Source organism: Candidatus Pelagibacter sp. HIMB1485 (genome assembly GCF_052048055.1).
Classification (GTDB): domain Bacteria; phylum Pseudomonadota; class Alphaproteobacteria; order Pelagibacterales; family Pelagibacteraceae; genus Pelagibacter.
Genome location: NZ_JBNAIN010000002.1, coordinates 945694 through 961822, shown reverse-complemented (window position 1 = coordinate 961822; position 16129 = coordinate 945694). Strand labels below are relative to the sequence as shown.

20 protein-coding genes and 1 tRNA gene are annotated in these 16129 nt (G+C 23.8%); 6 read left to right on the top strand and 15 right to left on the bottom strand.

Translation table 11 applies throughout. From position 1 onward, the window contains the following. Window positions 1–497 precede the first annotated feature (497 nt). The 3 genes from ACTTA4_RS07530 to ACTTA4_RS07520 are packed head-to-tail and all read right to left on the bottom strand — an operon-like array spanning window position 498 to window position 1768. A complete protein-coding gene (locus tag ACTTA4_RS07530; protein ID WP_440618399.1) occupies window positions 498–773 on the bottom strand; it encodes a methylated-DNA--[protein]-cysteine S-methyltransferase in 276 nt (91 codons plus the stop codon). After that, on the bottom strand, window positions 754–1191 hold the full coding sequence (locus ACTTA4_RS07525) for an N-acetyltransferase family protein (protein WP_440634175.1): 438 nt from the start codon (window positions 1189–1191) through the stop codon (window positions 754–756). Before ACTTA4_RS07525 ends, ACTTA4_RS07530 begins: the two co-directional genes overlap by 20 nt. Before the next feature lie 40 nt (window positions 1192–1231). After that, a complete protein-coding gene (locus ACTTA4_RS07520; RefSeq protein WP_440634174.1) occupies window positions 1232–1768 on the bottom strand; it encodes a hypothetical protein in 537 nt (178 codons plus the stop codon). A gap of 77 nt (window positions 1769–1845) precedes the next feature. Between ACTTA4_RS07520 and ACTTA4_RS07515 the strand changes: the two genes are divergently transcribed. Next, window positions 1846–2760: a site-specific integrase gene (locus ACTTA4_RS07515; protein ID WP_440634173.1), complete on the top strand. Its 915-nt coding sequence runs from the start codon at window positions 1846–1848 to the stop codon at window positions 2758–2760. Window positions 2761–2783: 23 nt separating this feature from the next. Here the strand turns inward: ACTTA4_RS07515 and ACTTA4_RS07510 are convergent, their stop codons facing one another. The 3 genes from ACTTA4_RS07510 to ACTTA4_RS07500 are packed head-to-tail and all read right to left on the bottom strand — an operon-like array spanning window position 2784 to window position 5136. After that, entirely contained in the window at window positions 2784–3917 is a 1134-nt protein-coding gene (locus ACTTA4_RS07510; protein ID WP_440634172.1) for a UDP-galactopyranose mutase, read from the bottom strand. Beyond that, the gene (locus tag ACTTA4_RS07505; RefSeq protein ID WP_440634171.1) at window positions 3918–4676 is read right to left on the bottom strand and encodes a DUF3431 domain-containing protein; all 759 of its coding nucleotides are present in this window, start codon (window positions 4674–4676) and stop codon (window positions 3918–3920) included. After that, the gene (locus tag ACTTA4_RS07500; protein ID WP_440634170.1) at window positions 4669–5136 is read right to left on the bottom strand and encodes a hypothetical protein; all 468 of its coding nucleotides are present in this window, start codon (window positions 5134–5136) and stop codon (window positions 4669–4671) included. Before ACTTA4_RS07500 ends, ACTTA4_RS07505 begins: the two co-directional genes overlap by 8 nt. Before the next feature lie 450 nt (window positions 5137–5586). Here ACTTA4_RS07500 and rfbB point away from each other — a divergent pair, with 450 nt between their 5' ends. From rfbB to ACTTA4_RS07475, 5 genes are read left to right on the top strand one after another with little or no spacing between them, the layout of a single operon-like run. Further along, window positions 5587–6612, top strand: a complete 1026-nt coding sequence (gene rfbB / locus ACTTA4_RS07495; protein ID WP_440634169.1) for a dTDP-glucose 4,6-dehydratase — start codon at window positions 5587–5589, stop codon at window positions 6610–6612. Beyond that, window positions 6609–7475: a sugar nucleotidyltransferase gene (locus tag ACTTA4_RS07490; protein ID WP_440634168.1), complete on the top strand. Its 867-nt coding sequence runs from the start codon at window positions 6609–6611 to the stop codon at window positions 7473–7475. The genes rfbB and ACTTA4_RS07490 overlap by 4 nt, the downstream gene beginning before the upstream one ends. Then, complete coding sequence (gene rfbC, locus ACTTA4_RS07485; protein WP_440634167.1) at window positions 7476–8000, top strand: dTDP-4-dehydrorhamnose 3,5-epimerase; 525 nt, start codon at window positions 7476–7478, stop codon at window positions 7998–8000. After that, entirely contained in the window at window positions 7997–8707 is a 711-nt protein-coding gene (locus ACTTA4_RS07480; protein ID WP_440634166.1) for a sugar nucleotide-binding protein, read from the top strand. The genes rfbC and ACTTA4_RS07480 overlap by 4 nt, the downstream gene beginning before the upstream one ends. 18 nt (window positions 8708–8725) lie before the next feature. After that, window positions 8726–9610 carry a glycosyltransferase gene (locus ACTTA4_RS07475; protein ID WP_440634165.1) on the top strand — a complete coding sequence of 295 codons (885 nt, stop codon included), beginning with the start codon at window positions 8726–8728 and terminating at the stop codon, window positions 9608–9610. A gap of 9 nt (window positions 9611–9619) precedes the next feature. On the opposite strand, the gene ACTTA4_RS07470 is transcribed toward ACTTA4_RS07475, so the two are convergent. The 9 genes from ACTTA4_RS07470 to ACTTA4_RS07430 form a co-directional block, all read right to left on the bottom strand. Further along, complete coding sequence (locus tag ACTTA4_RS07470) at window positions 9620–10507, bottom strand: glycosyltransferase family 2 protein (protein ID WP_440634164.1); 888 nt, start codon at window positions 10505–10507, stop codon at window positions 9620–9622. Continuing rightward, window positions 10507–11391: an NAD-dependent epimerase/dehydratase family protein gene (locus ACTTA4_RS07465; RefSeq protein WP_440634163.1), complete on the bottom strand. Its 885-nt coding sequence runs from the start codon at window positions 11389–11391 to the stop codon at window positions 10507–10509. The genes ACTTA4_RS07470 and ACTTA4_RS07465 overlap by 1 nt, the downstream gene beginning before the upstream one ends. 66 nt (window positions 11392–11457) lie before the next feature. Next, complete coding sequence (locus ACTTA4_RS07460; protein WP_440634162.1) at window positions 11458–12492, bottom strand: glycosyltransferase family 9 protein; 1035 nt, start codon at window positions 12490–12492, stop codon at window positions 11458–11460. Further along, window positions 12480–13529 carry a glycosyltransferase gene (locus ACTTA4_RS07455; RefSeq protein WP_440634161.1) on the bottom strand — a complete coding sequence of 350 codons (1050 nt, stop codon included), beginning with the start codon at window positions 13527–13529 and terminating at the stop codon, window positions 12480–12482. Before ACTTA4_RS07455 ends, ACTTA4_RS07460 begins: the two co-directional genes overlap by 13 nt. Next, a complete protein-coding gene (locus ACTTA4_RS07450; RefSeq protein WP_440634160.1) occupies window positions 13526–13783 on the bottom strand; it encodes a GIY-YIG nuclease family protein in 258 nt (85 codons plus the stop codon). The genes ACTTA4_RS07455 and ACTTA4_RS07450 overlap by 4 nt, the downstream gene beginning before the upstream one ends. Window positions 13784–13788: 5 nt before the next feature. Further along, a tRNA-Glu gene (locus tag ACTTA4_RS07445) sits at window positions 13789–13863 on the bottom strand. A gap of 30 nt (window positions 13864–13893) precedes the next feature. Continuing rightward, window positions 13894–14850 (bottom strand): class II fructose-bisphosphatase, encoded by a 957-nt coding sequence (glpX, locus tag ACTTA4_RS07440; protein ID WP_440634159.1) that lies wholly within the window; start codon window positions 14848–14850, stop codon window positions 13894–13896. Beyond that, a complete protein-coding gene (locus ACTTA4_RS07435; protein WP_440634158.1) occupies window positions 14850–15842 on the bottom strand; it encodes a putative transporter in 993 nt (330 codons plus the stop codon). Before ACTTA4_RS07435 ends, glpX begins: the two co-directional genes overlap by 1 nt. Before the next feature lie 3 nt (window positions 15843–15845). Further along, window positions 15846–16127 (bottom strand): ETC complex I subunit, encoded by a 282-nt coding sequence (locus ACTTA4_RS07430; protein ID WP_440634157.1) that lies wholly within the window; start codon window positions 16125–16127, stop codon window positions 15846–15848. Window positions 16128–16129: the final 2 nt, after the last annotated feature.

Here is a 16129-nt window from a genome sequence, read left to right as displayed (position 1 = left end):
ATATTAAATTATTGTAATTATTGAATAAATAACGTATATATAAATATAATAAAAAGGCATTAATACTTGGTTAAATAGAGTAATATTTGGTTTTTTTTCATTATAATCGTTAATATTAACGACTTTTTTGGATCACATTGGTATATAAAAAACACTAAATATAATTAATAGCGTTTAAAAATAATATAAATTGCTAGAAGTGTTTAATTGCAACAGTTTTTTAATAATGAAATTCTAAAGTATATTTTTTCATCAAAAATTGTAGGGCAGGTGGCTTAAAAACCTGCAAAATACAGCAAATTTGAGATATTAAAAAAGGGTTGATATCATTGACAAATAGAGCAATGCAGTAATAGAATATGCTCTTTAATCGCCCATAGAGGGTACTTATTTAGTTATATTTAGATACGTGGTACAACTAAAGGGTGAATAGTGCTATTTACATGATTATTCATGAAAATCGTCTAAAAGTCTTTATTTTCAACACTTTTTTAACCTTAAATATCAACTTTTTCAGATCTAAGTAAGCGCAGCTTAGTCTTAATTCCACCTTTTCCTGAGTATCCTCCAAGAGATCCGTCGGTCCTAATTACCCTATGACAAGGTATTTTTGGAGGATATGGGTTTTTTCCAACTGCATTTGCTACTGCTCTATGTGCTTTTGGCTTTCCAATAGCTTTTGCCACCTGTAGGTAAGTTCTGACTTCTCCCTTAGGTATTTTTTTCAAGTAATTCCAAACTTTTATCTGAAATTTAGTCCCTTTTAAGTTCATATAATTCAAATCCTGTATTTTTAGCAATTTTATCATATAATTTTTTCGCAGTCTCATTGGAAGAGTGGGTTATCCAACGAATTCCGTCCCAATTATTTTCTTTAGATAAAGATTCCAAGTATTTTATAAGGTTTAAAGCTATTTTCTGACCTCTAAAATGTTCATTCACAAATAAATCATCTAAAAATCCTATATATTGACCTTTTATTGGTCTTGGCATTGTTCTGTAGTGCGCAATTCCAACAATTTTATCTTCAATTTCATAACAAATTCCATTAACAACATGATTTTCATCGTGTATCCAACTCCATAAACTATCTAAAATCTCTTGATTCATTGGAACTTTATAAAATTTTGCATATCCGCAGTACAATTTTATCCAATTTTCTTTATCTCTTCGCTTTAATTTTCTAATCATTTGCTTTAATTTTCAATTTTAAACTATTGATATTAAATGTTTATTTATTATTTAATAATTTCTCATAAAAATCTGCAACTTTTCTTATTTCCTCAACTGTTGCATCAGTTTTAATTCTATTGGCTTTCATACTAACAACAATGATATTCTCTTTAACATAGCCTTTTTTAGGATCAATTCTATCAATCGATGGCGTTAAATCATTGTTTTTTGATCCTAATTGAGATATCTGCATTTTAATACCAAGAATAGGGCATTTTGTGCCTACTAGATCAAGTTTTTCCCTTATATCTTTTGGAGTTAATTTAAAAGGAACATCTGCTAATTTTGCTCTTTTTTTAAAGTTATATATAAGTTGAGGTATTGGATTTTGTCTATATCTCTTATAAAATCTTGTTTTTTCACAATTATTACAGACAGAAAATCTCTTTCCATTGTTAATATCTGTCCAGCCAGGAGTTTCACCTTTCCTTGGACCTTTTTTCAGTGCGTTTACCTTTCTGTATAACTTGTAATGAACATCTTTGTTACATACTTTGCAGTATCTGTACTCTAATTTCATTATTGGTCTAGCCATACGGTTAGTTAATTATAACTATTGACATTAAATTTCATTATATATATATTTCCGATAATTAATGGTTATCGGAAATTATGACTGATTTAGTAAATGTAAAAAATTTAGAAATTGAAACAATTAAAAATTTAAAAAACTCAAAAGCAACAAACACATTAAGAGCTTACAATGCTGACTTTAGAGATTTTTCGAATTTCTGTAATCAAAACGGATTTAATGAAATGCCTACCAGTCCTAAAGTGTTATCATTATATTTGACTCATCTATCTTCAACATCAAAATATAGTACTCTCAAAAGAAGAATAGCATCAATAGGAGTTCTTCATAAAATGAAAGGATACTATGTAGACACCAAACATCCGATAATTGTTGAAAATTTAATGGGTATTAAAAGAAAAAATGGTGTTAATCAAAAAGGTAAAAAACCATTATTAATCAACGATTTAAAATTACTTATTAATGTTTTAAATGAAAAACAAAAAAATATAGATAAAAAACTTAGAGATAAAGCAATATTACTTATTGGTTTCTCGGGTGGTTTTAGAAGATCAGAACTAGTACAGCTTGAATATGATGATATTGAGTTTGTAACCGAAGGGGTTAAAATTTTTATAAAAAGATCAAAAACTGACCAATCAGGTCAAGGTACCACAAAAGGTATCCCCTACTTTAAAAATGCAATTTATTGTCCAGTAAATGCTTTAAAAGCATGGTTAACTCATCAAAATTTAAAAAATGGTAAAATTTTTAAAGTTTCAGATAAGTCAGTAGCATTAATAATAAAAAAATACTCAAATTTAGCAAATTTAGATAGCAACAAATATGCTGGTCATAGTTTAAGATCTGGATTTGCAACTTCAGCAGCAGAGGCTGGTGCAGAAGAACGAAGTATAATGGCTATGACAGGTCATAAATCAACTGAAATGGTAAGAAGATATATCAAGGAAGCTAATTTGTTTAAAAATAATGCATTAAACAAAATTAATATTTAATTATTTTAAGAAAAAATAATAACTTAACTTTTAACCAAATTTTTATATGTTTTTTTAAGTTTCTTATACAATACTAGAGCGCTTTCAATAACTTCATCTGTATTAAAATATTTATAACGTGCCAATCTTCCTTCAAAAAAAATATTATTTTTCATCTCATTGTTCATTAATTTTTCATATTTTTTAAATTTACTTAAGTTTTTTTTGTTAATTATTGGATAATAAGGGTCACCATTATTTGTGGGAAATTCTTTAGATATAACTGTATAATTTGTTTTTTGTTTTGTTACATGTTTAATTTCTACTTTTCTAGTAAATTTGTGATCATTTGGGTAGTTGTATTGAACACATTCTTGAATAAGTTTTTTTTTGTGAGTTTTAAATACAAATCTTAACGATCTCCAATCGAGTTTTCCATATTTAAAGTTAAAAAACCTATCTGGTGTACCTGTATATATTGTAAAATATTTTACATTAATTTTATTTTTAATTTTAAAATAATCTGTATTAAAAATTATAGATATATTTTTATTTTTAGTCATATTTTTAAATAATTGAGTAAAACCATGTTTAGGCATAAATCTTAATTTTTCATTTACATAAAATGGGTTCCTATTAAATCTTATTGGCACTCTTCCAGCTACTGATTTATCTAATTTCTTGGGACTTATACCCCATTGCTTAATAGTATAATTTTTATAAAAATTGTCATAAATTTGTCTACCTAATTTATTTAAAATAACCTCTTCTGAATTTTTCGGATTTTTGATTTTAATAATTTTTTTTTTTAGAAAATTAATTGCTTCGTTTTTATTTTTTAATTTCACATTAAAAAAATTTTCTAAAGTATCAAGATTTATTGGAAAACTATAAAGCTTTTTATTAACAACACTTTTGACAATATAATCACCCTCAATCCATTTTGTGAATTTTGATAAGTAATCATAAGTTTTTTTATTTTTAAATCTTAGGTAATGAGGACCATATTTGTGATACAAAACACCTTTTTTATTATATGCATCATAACAATTACCTGCTATATGATCTCTATTTTCAATAATTTTACATTTTAAATTAAGTTCATTACTCAATCTTTCAGCAATAACACATCCAACGGGCCCAGCACCAATTATTAAAACATCTGTATTAATCTTCATTTAGTTCAAATTAAAAATTGATGGATATAATCTTTCTAAATAATGACCACTTTCATAGTCTTTATTTAAAACATTGTATTCTTTGATTATAGTTTTGTAAATTGCAATATCTATTGAATAAATATTTTCTTTATTAACAGCAAAAATTCCATTTAAACTTCTTATATTTTTTTCAAGTTTTTTATTTTTAAAATAATGAAAAAAATACTTTTCTAATGGATAAATTTTTGATTCTATTAATTTGTGTTTAATTTTATTAGATGTTTCATGCTCAAAAATTCTAAAATGTGGTTCAAGTATTTTTAATTTATCAAATTTAAATAAAAAATACTTATCTTCTGAAGTATAAACACCTTTAAATTTTTTTTTAAATATTGAAGAAACTTTCTTATAAACTTTAGCAAAATTACGTGTTCTATTTTTTAAATTCAAGAAAGAAGCGCTAAAGAAAAAATTAATATTTGATAATTGATTGTAATTTTTAATAATATGATAAATATAACTATGATATTCCTTTCCAATATTATTAAGTCTAACTATTTTTATGTTTAAATTATTTTTGGGTAATTTTAAATTAGGATTTCCTTTCAAATAAATAGTAATTTTTTGATTAGATGGCAAATAATTCAAATAATCAAAATCTTCATTGAAATGAGAAATTATAAATTCTATTGAATTACTAGAAATTAAATATTTAGTTTTTAATTTTAAAAAATTTAGATACCAAAGATATTTATTAAATGAAATATTTTTAAACATTACTTAATTTTTCTATTTCATCACCCCATGTTTTATTTCTCATATTTGCTTTTTCTTTGTTGGATAATTTTAAATAATTTCTAGTATATTTGTCGGATATAATACTTTTGTTTTTTTTAATATAATTGTATGTTTCACTTAATATCCAATTTTTTTCAGTAAATTTTTTACCCTCTGAGTTTACAATATAAATCTTAATATTTTTTTTCTTTAAGTAATTAGTTAAACTTTTTTTTCCACTCTCTATCATTAATGTATCTTCTTTATTATTAATTTTTTTATTTTTTAAATAATTAAACAAAACCCTTGTATTAATTAAAAAACTTGATGTTCTAAAATGTGGATTAGGAAATTTATCAAAATATTTATTAAACTTGTATTTTCTAATTAAATATCTAATGATTTTATGGTATTTATTTTTCAACTTTATAGAGTCAACTATACTCTCATTTGAAGCCATTGGTGCTATTACTGTATTTATTTTTTTGTATAAAAAAATTTTTTTAAGCCAATTATTTGTAATTGGATATGAATGGCTGTTTAAAAAAAAAATGTCTTGATTGTAATATTGCTGACATATTCTTTTATAACTACCAAAATCCCAATCATTTTTAATAGATGGATCTATAAATTCTAGATAATTTATTTTTTTTAATAACTTCCTTAATTTTACAATTTCATTAATTTTAAATAACTTAAAACAAATTATTAATTTATGTTTAGATCCAGATTTAAATTTCTTATAATTCTTTATAAAATTAATTAAACTTTGTTTTTTATCAAATACAGTAAATAAATATCATACTTATTTAATTTTCATTATTAGTTTTTGTATAATTGTTTTATTAATTATTAATATATAAAAAATATTATTTTAATATGAAAAAAAATTAAAAATTTATAAGCATTTATGAAAAAAAATAAAAAAGTTGTTGTTACCGGTGGTTTAGGGTTTATTGGAAGTAATTTAATTGACGCTTTATTAGAAAAAAATTTCTTCGTAATTAATTTAGATAGAATTTCTTATTCATCAAGTTTTTATAATGTTCAAGGTTTGAGTAACAATAAAAATTATAAATTTATTAAATGTGATTTAAATAATCAAAAAAAATTATATAAAATATTCAAGAGTGAAAAACCAGTAGCAATATTTAATTTAGCTGCAGAAACTCACGTAGATAGATCAATAGACACCCCCTTTCCTTTCATAAAAAACAATATTCTTGCTGTATTTAATCTTTTAGAAGTTTTACGTAAGTATTATATCTCAAATAAAAATTTTAGATTGATACATGTTTCTACAGATGAAGTTTATGGCGATATTGTAAAAGGAAGAACAGATGAAAATTTTCCTTACAAGCCATCATCTCCTTACGCTGCTAGCAAGGCATCTTCAGATCATTTAGTTCATTCTTATTTTCTAACTTATGATTTACCTATTATAATAACAAATTGTTCAAATAATTATGGGCCAAGACAACATCCTGAAAAATTAATTCCTAAAATGATTTATAATATTATTCATAATAAAAATTTACCTATTTATGGAGATGGTAAAAATTCTAGAGAATGGATTTATGTTAAAGATCATTGTGAAGCTTTAATTAAAATCTACTTGAAAGGAAAAATTGGAGAATTTTACAATATTGGATCTAGTCAAAATGTAAGTAATCTAAAAATATGCTCAAAACTTTTCAATGCTTTTAAAAAAATTAATTACAAAACAAAATCGAAAATTAAATTTGTAAAAGATCGTCCTGGACATGATAAAAGATACGCACTTAATAGTATAAAAATAATTAATAAACTAAATTGGAAAAATAAAATTAAAATTGATATCGGTTTATATAAAACAGTTATGTGGTATCTTAATAACAAAGAATATTTTGAAACACTAAATAAAAAAGATATTACAAAGCGTTTTGGTAAAAAATGATAAGAAAAGGAATTATTTTAGCAGGTGGAATGGGAACTAGGATGAGTCCGTTAACTAAAGCAGTAAATAAACAGCTACTTCCAATTTATGACAAGCCTTTAATATTTTATCCATTATCGATCTTAATGTTATGTAATATTAAAGATATTTTGATAATTGTAAATAAGGGTCAGTTGAGTCAATACAAAAAAATATTACCAAATGGAAAAAATTTGGGAATTAAACTAACTTACATTGAACAAGATAAACCTAGAGGATTACCAGATGCATTTTTGTTAGGGGAAAAATTTATTAACAACAAAAATGTAGCTTTAATTTTAGGAGATAATTTTTTTTATGGTCAAAACCTAACAAAAAATTTATCAACTAACACAAGATTGAAAAATGGTGCAAGAGTTCTATTGCATAGAGTTTTTAAACCAGAATTATTTGGAGTTGCAAAATTAAACAATAATAATAAAATTATAAAAATTGTTGAAAAGCCTAAAAATTTTATTTCAAATTTTGCAATAACAGGTCTTTATTTTTTCGATAAAAATGTAGTTAATTACTCAAAAAAACTTAAATATTCAAAAAGAGGTGAATTAGAAATAGTTGATCTTTTAAATATTTATAAAAAAAAAAATCTTTTGAGTGCTGATTTTATTGGCAGAGGTGGAGCGTGGCTTGATACAGGTACAATGGACGATTACTACAAAACTATATCGTTTGTATCAGCAATAGAGAACAGACAAGGTTTAAAAATAGCTTGTTTGGAGGAAATTGCATTCAATAAAAAATGGATTAAGAAAAAGCATATATATGATGCTATCAAATTTTATGGAAATTGTGATTATTCAAAATATTTAAAAAAAATAATTTAAATGAATATAAAAAAAACTTTGTTTAAAAAAGTACTTATTTTTAATTCAAAAAATTATTTTGATAAAAGAGGTTTTTTTAGAGAACTATCAATACAAAAAAAAATTGAAAAAGATTTAATTTTTACAGTTGTTTCTAAATCAAAAAAAAATGTTTTACGTGGTTTACATATGCAAAAAAACAATCAACAAGGAAAATTTGTTTCTGTAGTTAAAGGAAAAATTTTAGATGTTATAGTTGATTGCAGAAAAAACTCAAAAACATTTGGTAAACATTTTAAAATTATATTAAGTCAAAAAAATTGTAAATCAATTTATATACCACCAGGTTTTTTACATGGATTTTTAAGTTTAGATGAAGAAAATATCGTAATTTATAGCTGCACAAATTATAGAGATAAAAAATCTGAAGTAGGTGTTGTGTGGAACGATGAAGATTTAAAAATTAACTGGCCAATTAAAAATCCTACAATTTCCTTAAAAGATAAAAATAATTTGAAATTTAAAAAATTTATTAAATTAATATGAAAAAATTAATAATAGTTACAGGTGGAGATGGTAGATTTGCAAAAAAATTAAGACAAAAAAATAAAAAATTGTTTTTGAAATTTTTTAACAAAAAAGAATTAAATATTTTAGATATCAAATCAATCAATAAGGTTCTAAAAAAATTTAAACCTAAAATCGTTTTACATTGTGCAGGACTATCAAGACCAATGGAACAGCATGAAAATAACATCAATAAAAGCATTAACCTAAATATTGTTGGCACTTGTAATCTTGTCAAAGCATGCTCAAATTTTGATATTAAATTAATTTATTTTTCAACTGGATATGTTTACGATTCACAAAGAGGCAATTACAAAGAAACAGATCCTGTTAAACCTTTTAATAACTATGGTTGGTCAAAATTAGGTGGTGAGTGTGCAGTAAAAATGTATAAAAAATCATTAATTTTAAGAATAACTATGACTGAAAAACCTTTTGCATATAAAAAAGCTTACTCAAACGTATTTGCAAATTATATGTTTCATGAAGACCTAATAAATATACTTCCAAAATTAATTAATAAATTTGGAGTAATTAATGTTGGTGGTAAGGCAAGATCTGTTTATGATTTTGGTAAAATTTATAACAAAAATATATTGAAAATAAAAAATATTGATAAAAATATACCCCCTCACCAAACAATGAATTTAAATTTATTAAATAAAATTCTTAAGAATAAGAATTAATGTTTAAATATTAAGTAAATGAATAAAGATTTAACAATAATTATTCCATCCTATAGATCAAAAAATTTAATCTTAAAACATATAAAAAAAATTTCAAATAAATTTAGGATAATAATTGTTGAAAATTCTTATGATAGATCTTTAGAAAAAATTATTAAAAAAGAATATAAGAGTGTTAGTATATATTTAAAAAAAAATATTGGATTTGGAAGAGCTGTAAATTTTGCATCTAAAAAAGTATTAACAAAGTATTTTTTTGTAATGAATCCTGATGCAATAATCTATAAAAATACTATTAAAAATTTAATTGTTGCTGCCAAAAAAATAAAAAATTTTGGTGCAATTAGTCCAGCATATCTAATAAATAATAGAAATTATAAGAAAAAAAATATTTACGAATCTACAAATGTAATTTCAGCAGCAATGCTTGTTAAAAAAAAAACTTTTCTCAAAATAAAAGGATTTGATGAAAATTTTTTTTTATATTATGAGGATGATGATTTTTTTTTGAGATGTAAATTTCATAATTTAAAATTATTTATAGTTAATAAATCACTAATTAGTCATAATAAATCTAAAATATTTAAGGAAACATTAAATCTACATTCAACAACTTTTTCAAATTTAAAAGAAAGATCAAGTACTATGGCTGTAGGTGGATGGCATGGTCAATGGTCAAAATTTTATTTTATAAAAAAACATTATGGTTTTATTAAAGCTTTTGCGAATTGTTTACCAGATAATTTTATAAATTTACTCCAGTTTTTAGTATACATAATTTATAAACCATCAAGAGCAAAATATAAATATTTTAAAATTGAAGGGTTTATATGTTCATTGATAGGAACTAAATCTTTTAAAAGATCTATATTTGATAAGAATTACTTTAAAAATTTTAATTAATTTAAATTATTAATAATAAAAATTAAATAAATTTAAATACAAAAGTTGTAATTTTGATTTAAATAATTCGAAATAAAAACTAAAATTTTTTTTTGGAGTAGTTAAAGGACCATTATATTCGTTGAATATTAATTTTTTTTTCTTGTCTAATCCAGATTTTAAAAAAAATTTTTCAAAAAAATTAATTGAATATCCCCATTTTTTTAAAAAAATTTTATTACCTCTGCTTCCAAGATAGGTAAAAAACTTTTTATCTTTTTTTCTAGTTGTAATTGAACCAAAATGATAAACTGAACAACTACCTAAACCTTTGAAAATTCTAACATTTGATTTCCATAATTTCATCGCAAAATCTGTATCATCACCTCCCGTTGGAGAGAATTCTTCACTCCAACCACCTACTCTATTCCATAAATCTTTATGAATTAAACCAGGACATTTTGTAGTACCTTGAAAATTAAATGTTTGGATTTTTTTTAAATTATTTAATAATTTATCTTCATCAAAATTTTCTAAATTTGTTCCAGCATCAAATTTAACTTGTCCTTCACCAACCATAGTTCCTGAAAAATAAAAATCCTTATGTTTTATAAGTTTAATTTCTTGATCAAAAACGATGTCCCAATTCGGACAATAATAAAAATCGTCATGAGAAATTAAAATATAATCAAATTTAGCTTTTTTTGAGGATAAGTTTAATGCTTTTGGCATACCAATATTTTGTTGAGAAAATGTATACTCTATATTGCTGTTTTTAATATAATCTAAAGTGCCATCAGAACCCTCATTAATATGTACAATAATTTGATGGTTAAATTTAGAATTTTTAATCAAACTATCTATGCAAACTTTTAAATATTCTAAGTTATTATAAGAAGGTATGAGTACTGAAAACATTAATTTTGAGAAATAAAATTATTAATATAATCTTTTATATCTATCTTCGATTTATATCCTAAAATTTTTTTTGCATTATTATTTGTAATTGTGGATCCAAATCTTTCTCCAGGTCTTGATGGTATATATTTAATTTTTGAATTAAAAAATTTTGCTATTTCTTTAATAGTGTAGGTTTTTTTTGTCCCTAACATATATTCATTTTGATTACCTTTTTTCCATGCTAAGAAACATCCATTTACTATATCCTCAACATGTGTAAAATCTCTTCTTTGATTTCCTGGCTTTACAACGGTTAATGGTTGTTTTTTTTTATATTGTTCTTCAAATATACCTATTACAGCAGCCATTTTAGAGTTTTTTATTTGTCCTGGTCCATAAACATTATAAAAATACACAAGCTCATATTTTAATCCAAACCATTTATTGTAATTTTTTATAAGTTCTATATTTTTTGATTTAGTCCATGCATATGGAGACAAATTCTCATCTTTGCCGTCATTACCTAAATTACTCGATGTAGCGGAATAAATTAATTTAATATTATTATTTTTTGCAAAATCAATAACTTTAGATGAATGCTGAACATTATATTCAAAACATTTTTTATAATATTTAAAACTTTGATAAATTCTTGAAAACTCACCAAAATGAAAAATGATTTTAATTTTTTTTTTATAAGGTTTTAAAATTGTTTCTATATTTTTATTTTCACCTTTAATGTATTTTACTTGCGTTGATTTAATATGATTTTTAACACTCCCTGAATAATAATTATCAATGCTTATTATTTTTTCTTTAAGTTTTAATTTTAAAAAATGCTTAATCAATGAAGAACCTATAAAACCAGCTCCACCTGTGATTAAAATAATATTTTTATTCATTTTTACCTTGTAATATTTTTAAAATTAAAAATTTATGGATCTTAAAAAAATTTAAACATTTTAATATTAATTCAAAAGTTTATTTTGAAATAAATTAAAAAAATTTTTATCCTTTAATAATTCATTCATGTTTTTTCTCTCGTATATAGTCATATGCTCCATATGACCAGTCCAAAATTTTATGTGTTCTAATCTATTTTTTTGATAAAAAGCTAATGTTTTTACTTTTAAATTGTGCGAAGCATGACTTATTCCACCTTCACAAGTAATTAAAAAAGATGAATTTTTAACAATATTTTCTAAATCATTAAATGAAGTTTTTTTTATAAAACGTATTACCTTATTATTCATATATTTCTCAGAAATATTTGAATTTATTGATTTAAAGGAAGATACATAATTATTTAATTCTTCAAGATGTTTAGCTCCACTCGTAATAACTATATCATACTGATATTCTGATTTTTCAAAAATTTTACTTATGAATTCCTCAATTTGTTTTGAATTTGGATTTATATCTGTAAAATCTCTATAATAAAATCTTGTGTACCATTTTTCATCTAAATGAATAGATATATATTTGTTATTAAAATCATAATTTTTATGAAATAAATAATTTTTATAGAGGTCAATTTTTTTGATATCTATATTAAAATCATTTCGACTTGCAAGAAACGAAAAGTTCTTTAATTGATTTTGTATTTGATAGTTAGAAACATATATATATCTAAATATTTTACTAAAAAACTCAATACCTCTGCTGTCAGTAAAAATAGATTTTCTTCCTTTTAAAAATAGAGATATAAAAAATGATCTATTTTTTCCATCTAAAATTATAACATCTCTATATTTTTCTTTTTTTAACAAAAGAATTATTTGAATTAAAATTAGCAATTTAGGAAAAAATTTATTTTCATTCTTTAAAGGTATTATTTTATCAATGAAATTGAAATTCTTAATATAATTATAGTTATATTCAGACGAAACAATTAAAAGTTTGTTTTTAGGATTTTTATTTTTATAAGATAAAATAAAAGGACATGAAATTATAAAATCGCCGATACGGTCTGTTCTAAAAATTAATGTTTTTAATCCATCCATGATAATTTATTAGAAATTTTTTGATTTAAAATTTTTTCAATCATATATTTTGAAACGATATGATTTTCAAATAATTTAAAATATTTTTTTTTGCCATTAAAACCTACTTCAGACCTTTTTTTAAAATCATTTGCATACAATTTAATTAAATATTCTAAATCATTGTGATCTTCAAAAAATACTGCTTCTTTTTTATCTTCAAAAAAATCTTCATATGAATAACCTTTTTGTAAAAAAGTTAATAAACCATTCGCAATTAAAGAACATATTCTATCACTTGAATAATATTTTATTGGCATACCTCTATTATAATTAAGACCCATTTTAGATATTGATAGTTCATTAAAAAAATTAGCACCCCACACTGGTTGTTTTGTAATTCCAAAAAAATTACTTTTGATATTATCTAGATTAAGTTTTTCAATAAAATTGACCCTTTCATCTTTATATCCTTTTTTTAATCCACCTCTGTGTTGACCATGGCTTAATGCAAAAAAAATATCGTATTCTAAATTTTTATATTTATAATTTTCCAAAAGATCTATACTTGAGTCACATACATTGGGAATATAAATAGTTTTAGAATAATCTATAAAATCTAAAGCTTTTGGAAAAGTAGTTATAAAATTTGTATCACAGATTTGATATTTAAGAAAAAATCTTTTTTTATGATCTTCAAATTTTTCAAAATTAGGATCTAGAGTATCAACAAAATACTGAGAAAAATAAATATTTTTATAATCAGACCTTAAATTATAAAAATCCTTTTCATTTAAAACATCTACATGTCCAAACAATATTATATCTGGTTTAAAATTGTCAATTGTATTTCTTATATGATTAATAAAACTAAATTTTTTATAATTAAAAATATTTGATTGCAAATAATCTCTGTCACTAATTTGAAGAGTATTAATGTCGTTTTTAATAAAACCATTATTTAATTTTTTACCTGTTGAATAATAAAGTCTGCCTTGATGTCTATTATGAACATCAGCTATATGTAATAGTTTAGTTCCTTTTTTAGTAAAATTCATTTCTTCAAATATTTATTCTTCAATTGATTTCTTAAATTATAATTTTTTTTTAATTTGTATTCTTCACTCATTGCAATAGACCTATTAATATATTTACATTTATATATTATTTTCCATTTTCTTCCTCTTGTAAATTTTGCTCCAGTACTATTGTTATGTGATATTAATCTTTTTTTTAAATTATTAGTGTAACCCACATAGGTTAATGGTATTTTAGTATTAGTAGAAATTAGTAGATAAACATAAAAAGACATTGTTATGGCGGTCCCTAGGGGAATCGAACCCCTCTTTCGAGGATGAAAACCACGTGTCCTAACCGATAGACGAAGGGACCGGAAGCTGCTTTTTATTGTAAATTAAACCATTAATCAAGCCTATCATTAATAAATTGATTCAATTTAATAACTTTTTTTAAACCTGTTGATTTGTGAGTTACTAACGTTTCTGAGGTAAATTTTTTATCTTTTATTTTAATACCCTTTACTAAATCACCTGAGGTTATACCTGTAGCACAAAAAATTGAATCTCCTGACACTATTTCCTCTAATTGGTATTTTTTATTCAAATCACTAATACCCATTTTAATAGCTCTTAATTTATCATTTTCTGTTTCAAATAGAAATCTTCCTTGAAAATAGCAATCGTATGCATCTAAAGCTGACGCTGCAAGAACACCTTCAGGACCACCACCAATACCAAGAAATAAATCAACATTATATTTTTTATTTGTAACAAGCAAAGCGCCAGAGACATCACCATCTGTTATTAGCTTGGTATTAACTTTAAGTTCTTTTAGAATTTTAATAATCTTTTTATGCCTCGGTCTGTCTAGCAAGCAAACAGTTAAATCCTCAGGTTTTTTATTCAAGTATTCACTTAAATTAAAAATATTTTTTTTTACAGAAAAATCTAAATCAATCACTCCTTTATCTTTTACATTGGCTGAAATTTTTTCCATATATGTTTCAGGAGCATTGAATAAATTATTTTTTTCAGCAATCGAAATTACAGATAAAGCACCTGGTAAATTTTTCGCAGCAAAATTTGTACCTTCTAAAGGATCAACTGCTATATCAAATTGAGGTCCTTTATTAGTGCCAATTTTTTCACCAATATACAACATTGGTGCTTCATCTAATTCACCTTCTCCAATGACAACTTTACCTTCAAAATGAATTTTATTTAATTCATTTCTCATAGAGTCTACTGCTGCTTTATCAGCAGCTATTTTATTGTTTTTGCCAACTAAATATGAAGATGCTAAAGCAGCACGTGAACTTACATTTATAAATTTATCAACAAATTTTTTATCAATACTCATTAAATTTTTTTATCAATTAAATCTTCCTTGATAATTTTTTTTTCAAATTCTCTTAGTCTTTTATAAACACTTGCAAGTTCAATGATAGTAGGCCATGCTTTAAGAATATATTGCATTGAACCCTCTACCCTACCAAAAGCTCTTATAATTTGTTGCATGACACCAAGTGTTACTGCTCCAGCAACAATAGCTGGTGCTAAGAATACATAAGCAGATAAAACGTTAGCTTGTAAGTATGCAATTCTCCCAATGTTGAAATACAAATATCTAATGTAGCTTAAAAAATGAATACTTCTTACTCCATCAAATAATTCCTCAATTGATTTTGGTCGAATGGTTCCATCATCTTCAGCAATTACAAGTATCTTTCTATAAGCTGCCTCTTTTTTTTGAAGATCATATTCAACACCCACTAATCTCAAAACTAATCCAAGAAAAATTAAAAATATAGTTCCACCTACTGACCAAATTAAAGCACCTACTATTAATCCATAATCCCAATCACCAAAGAAAAATATTGGTATACCAACACTTAAACCGAATAAAATTGGCATAAACTCTATAAGTATCATTAAAGCTTCAATTAAACTTGTTCCAAGAGATTCCATTATTCTTGAAAATTTAATAGTATCCTCTTGAACTCTTTGTGCAGCTCCTTCAATTTTCCGAGCTCTGTCATAAACGCTATGATACCATTCAACCATAGCAGTTCTCCATCTAAACAAATAGTGTGATGTGAAAAAACTAACAACAACTGCTACACCCACATATAAAGCAGCCAAAGTTATGAAAGATAATAAGCTTGCCCAATACTCTTCAATAGTAATAGAGTTTGGTGAACCTAAGGCTTTTTGAATCATATCGTAGAATTGGCCAAACCATTCATTAATTTTTACATCAATTTTGACCTGAATCCAAAGTGATGATAAAATTATTGCTGAACCAATCCATGACCATAGGAACCAATGTTTTTGAGTAAAAAACCTAAACATTTTTTATTTTAAGAAATTATCAGCGTAAGATTTTTTTACTGTTTTTCTTTTTCTTGGCTCAATTAATTCAAAATTAATATTCATTTTTTTTGCATAAGTGATTGCCATTTCTTTTGATGAAAACTCTAATTTTAATTCCGAATAAGTATCTGATGAACTTTCCCAACCCATTAATGGGTTCTTTGTTGGGTTTTTAGTTTTAAATTCTAATATCCATTTATCATTTTTCGCTGATCCAGATTGCATAGGGTTTTTGTTAGGAATGTAAATAATTGCTTTTTTCATAA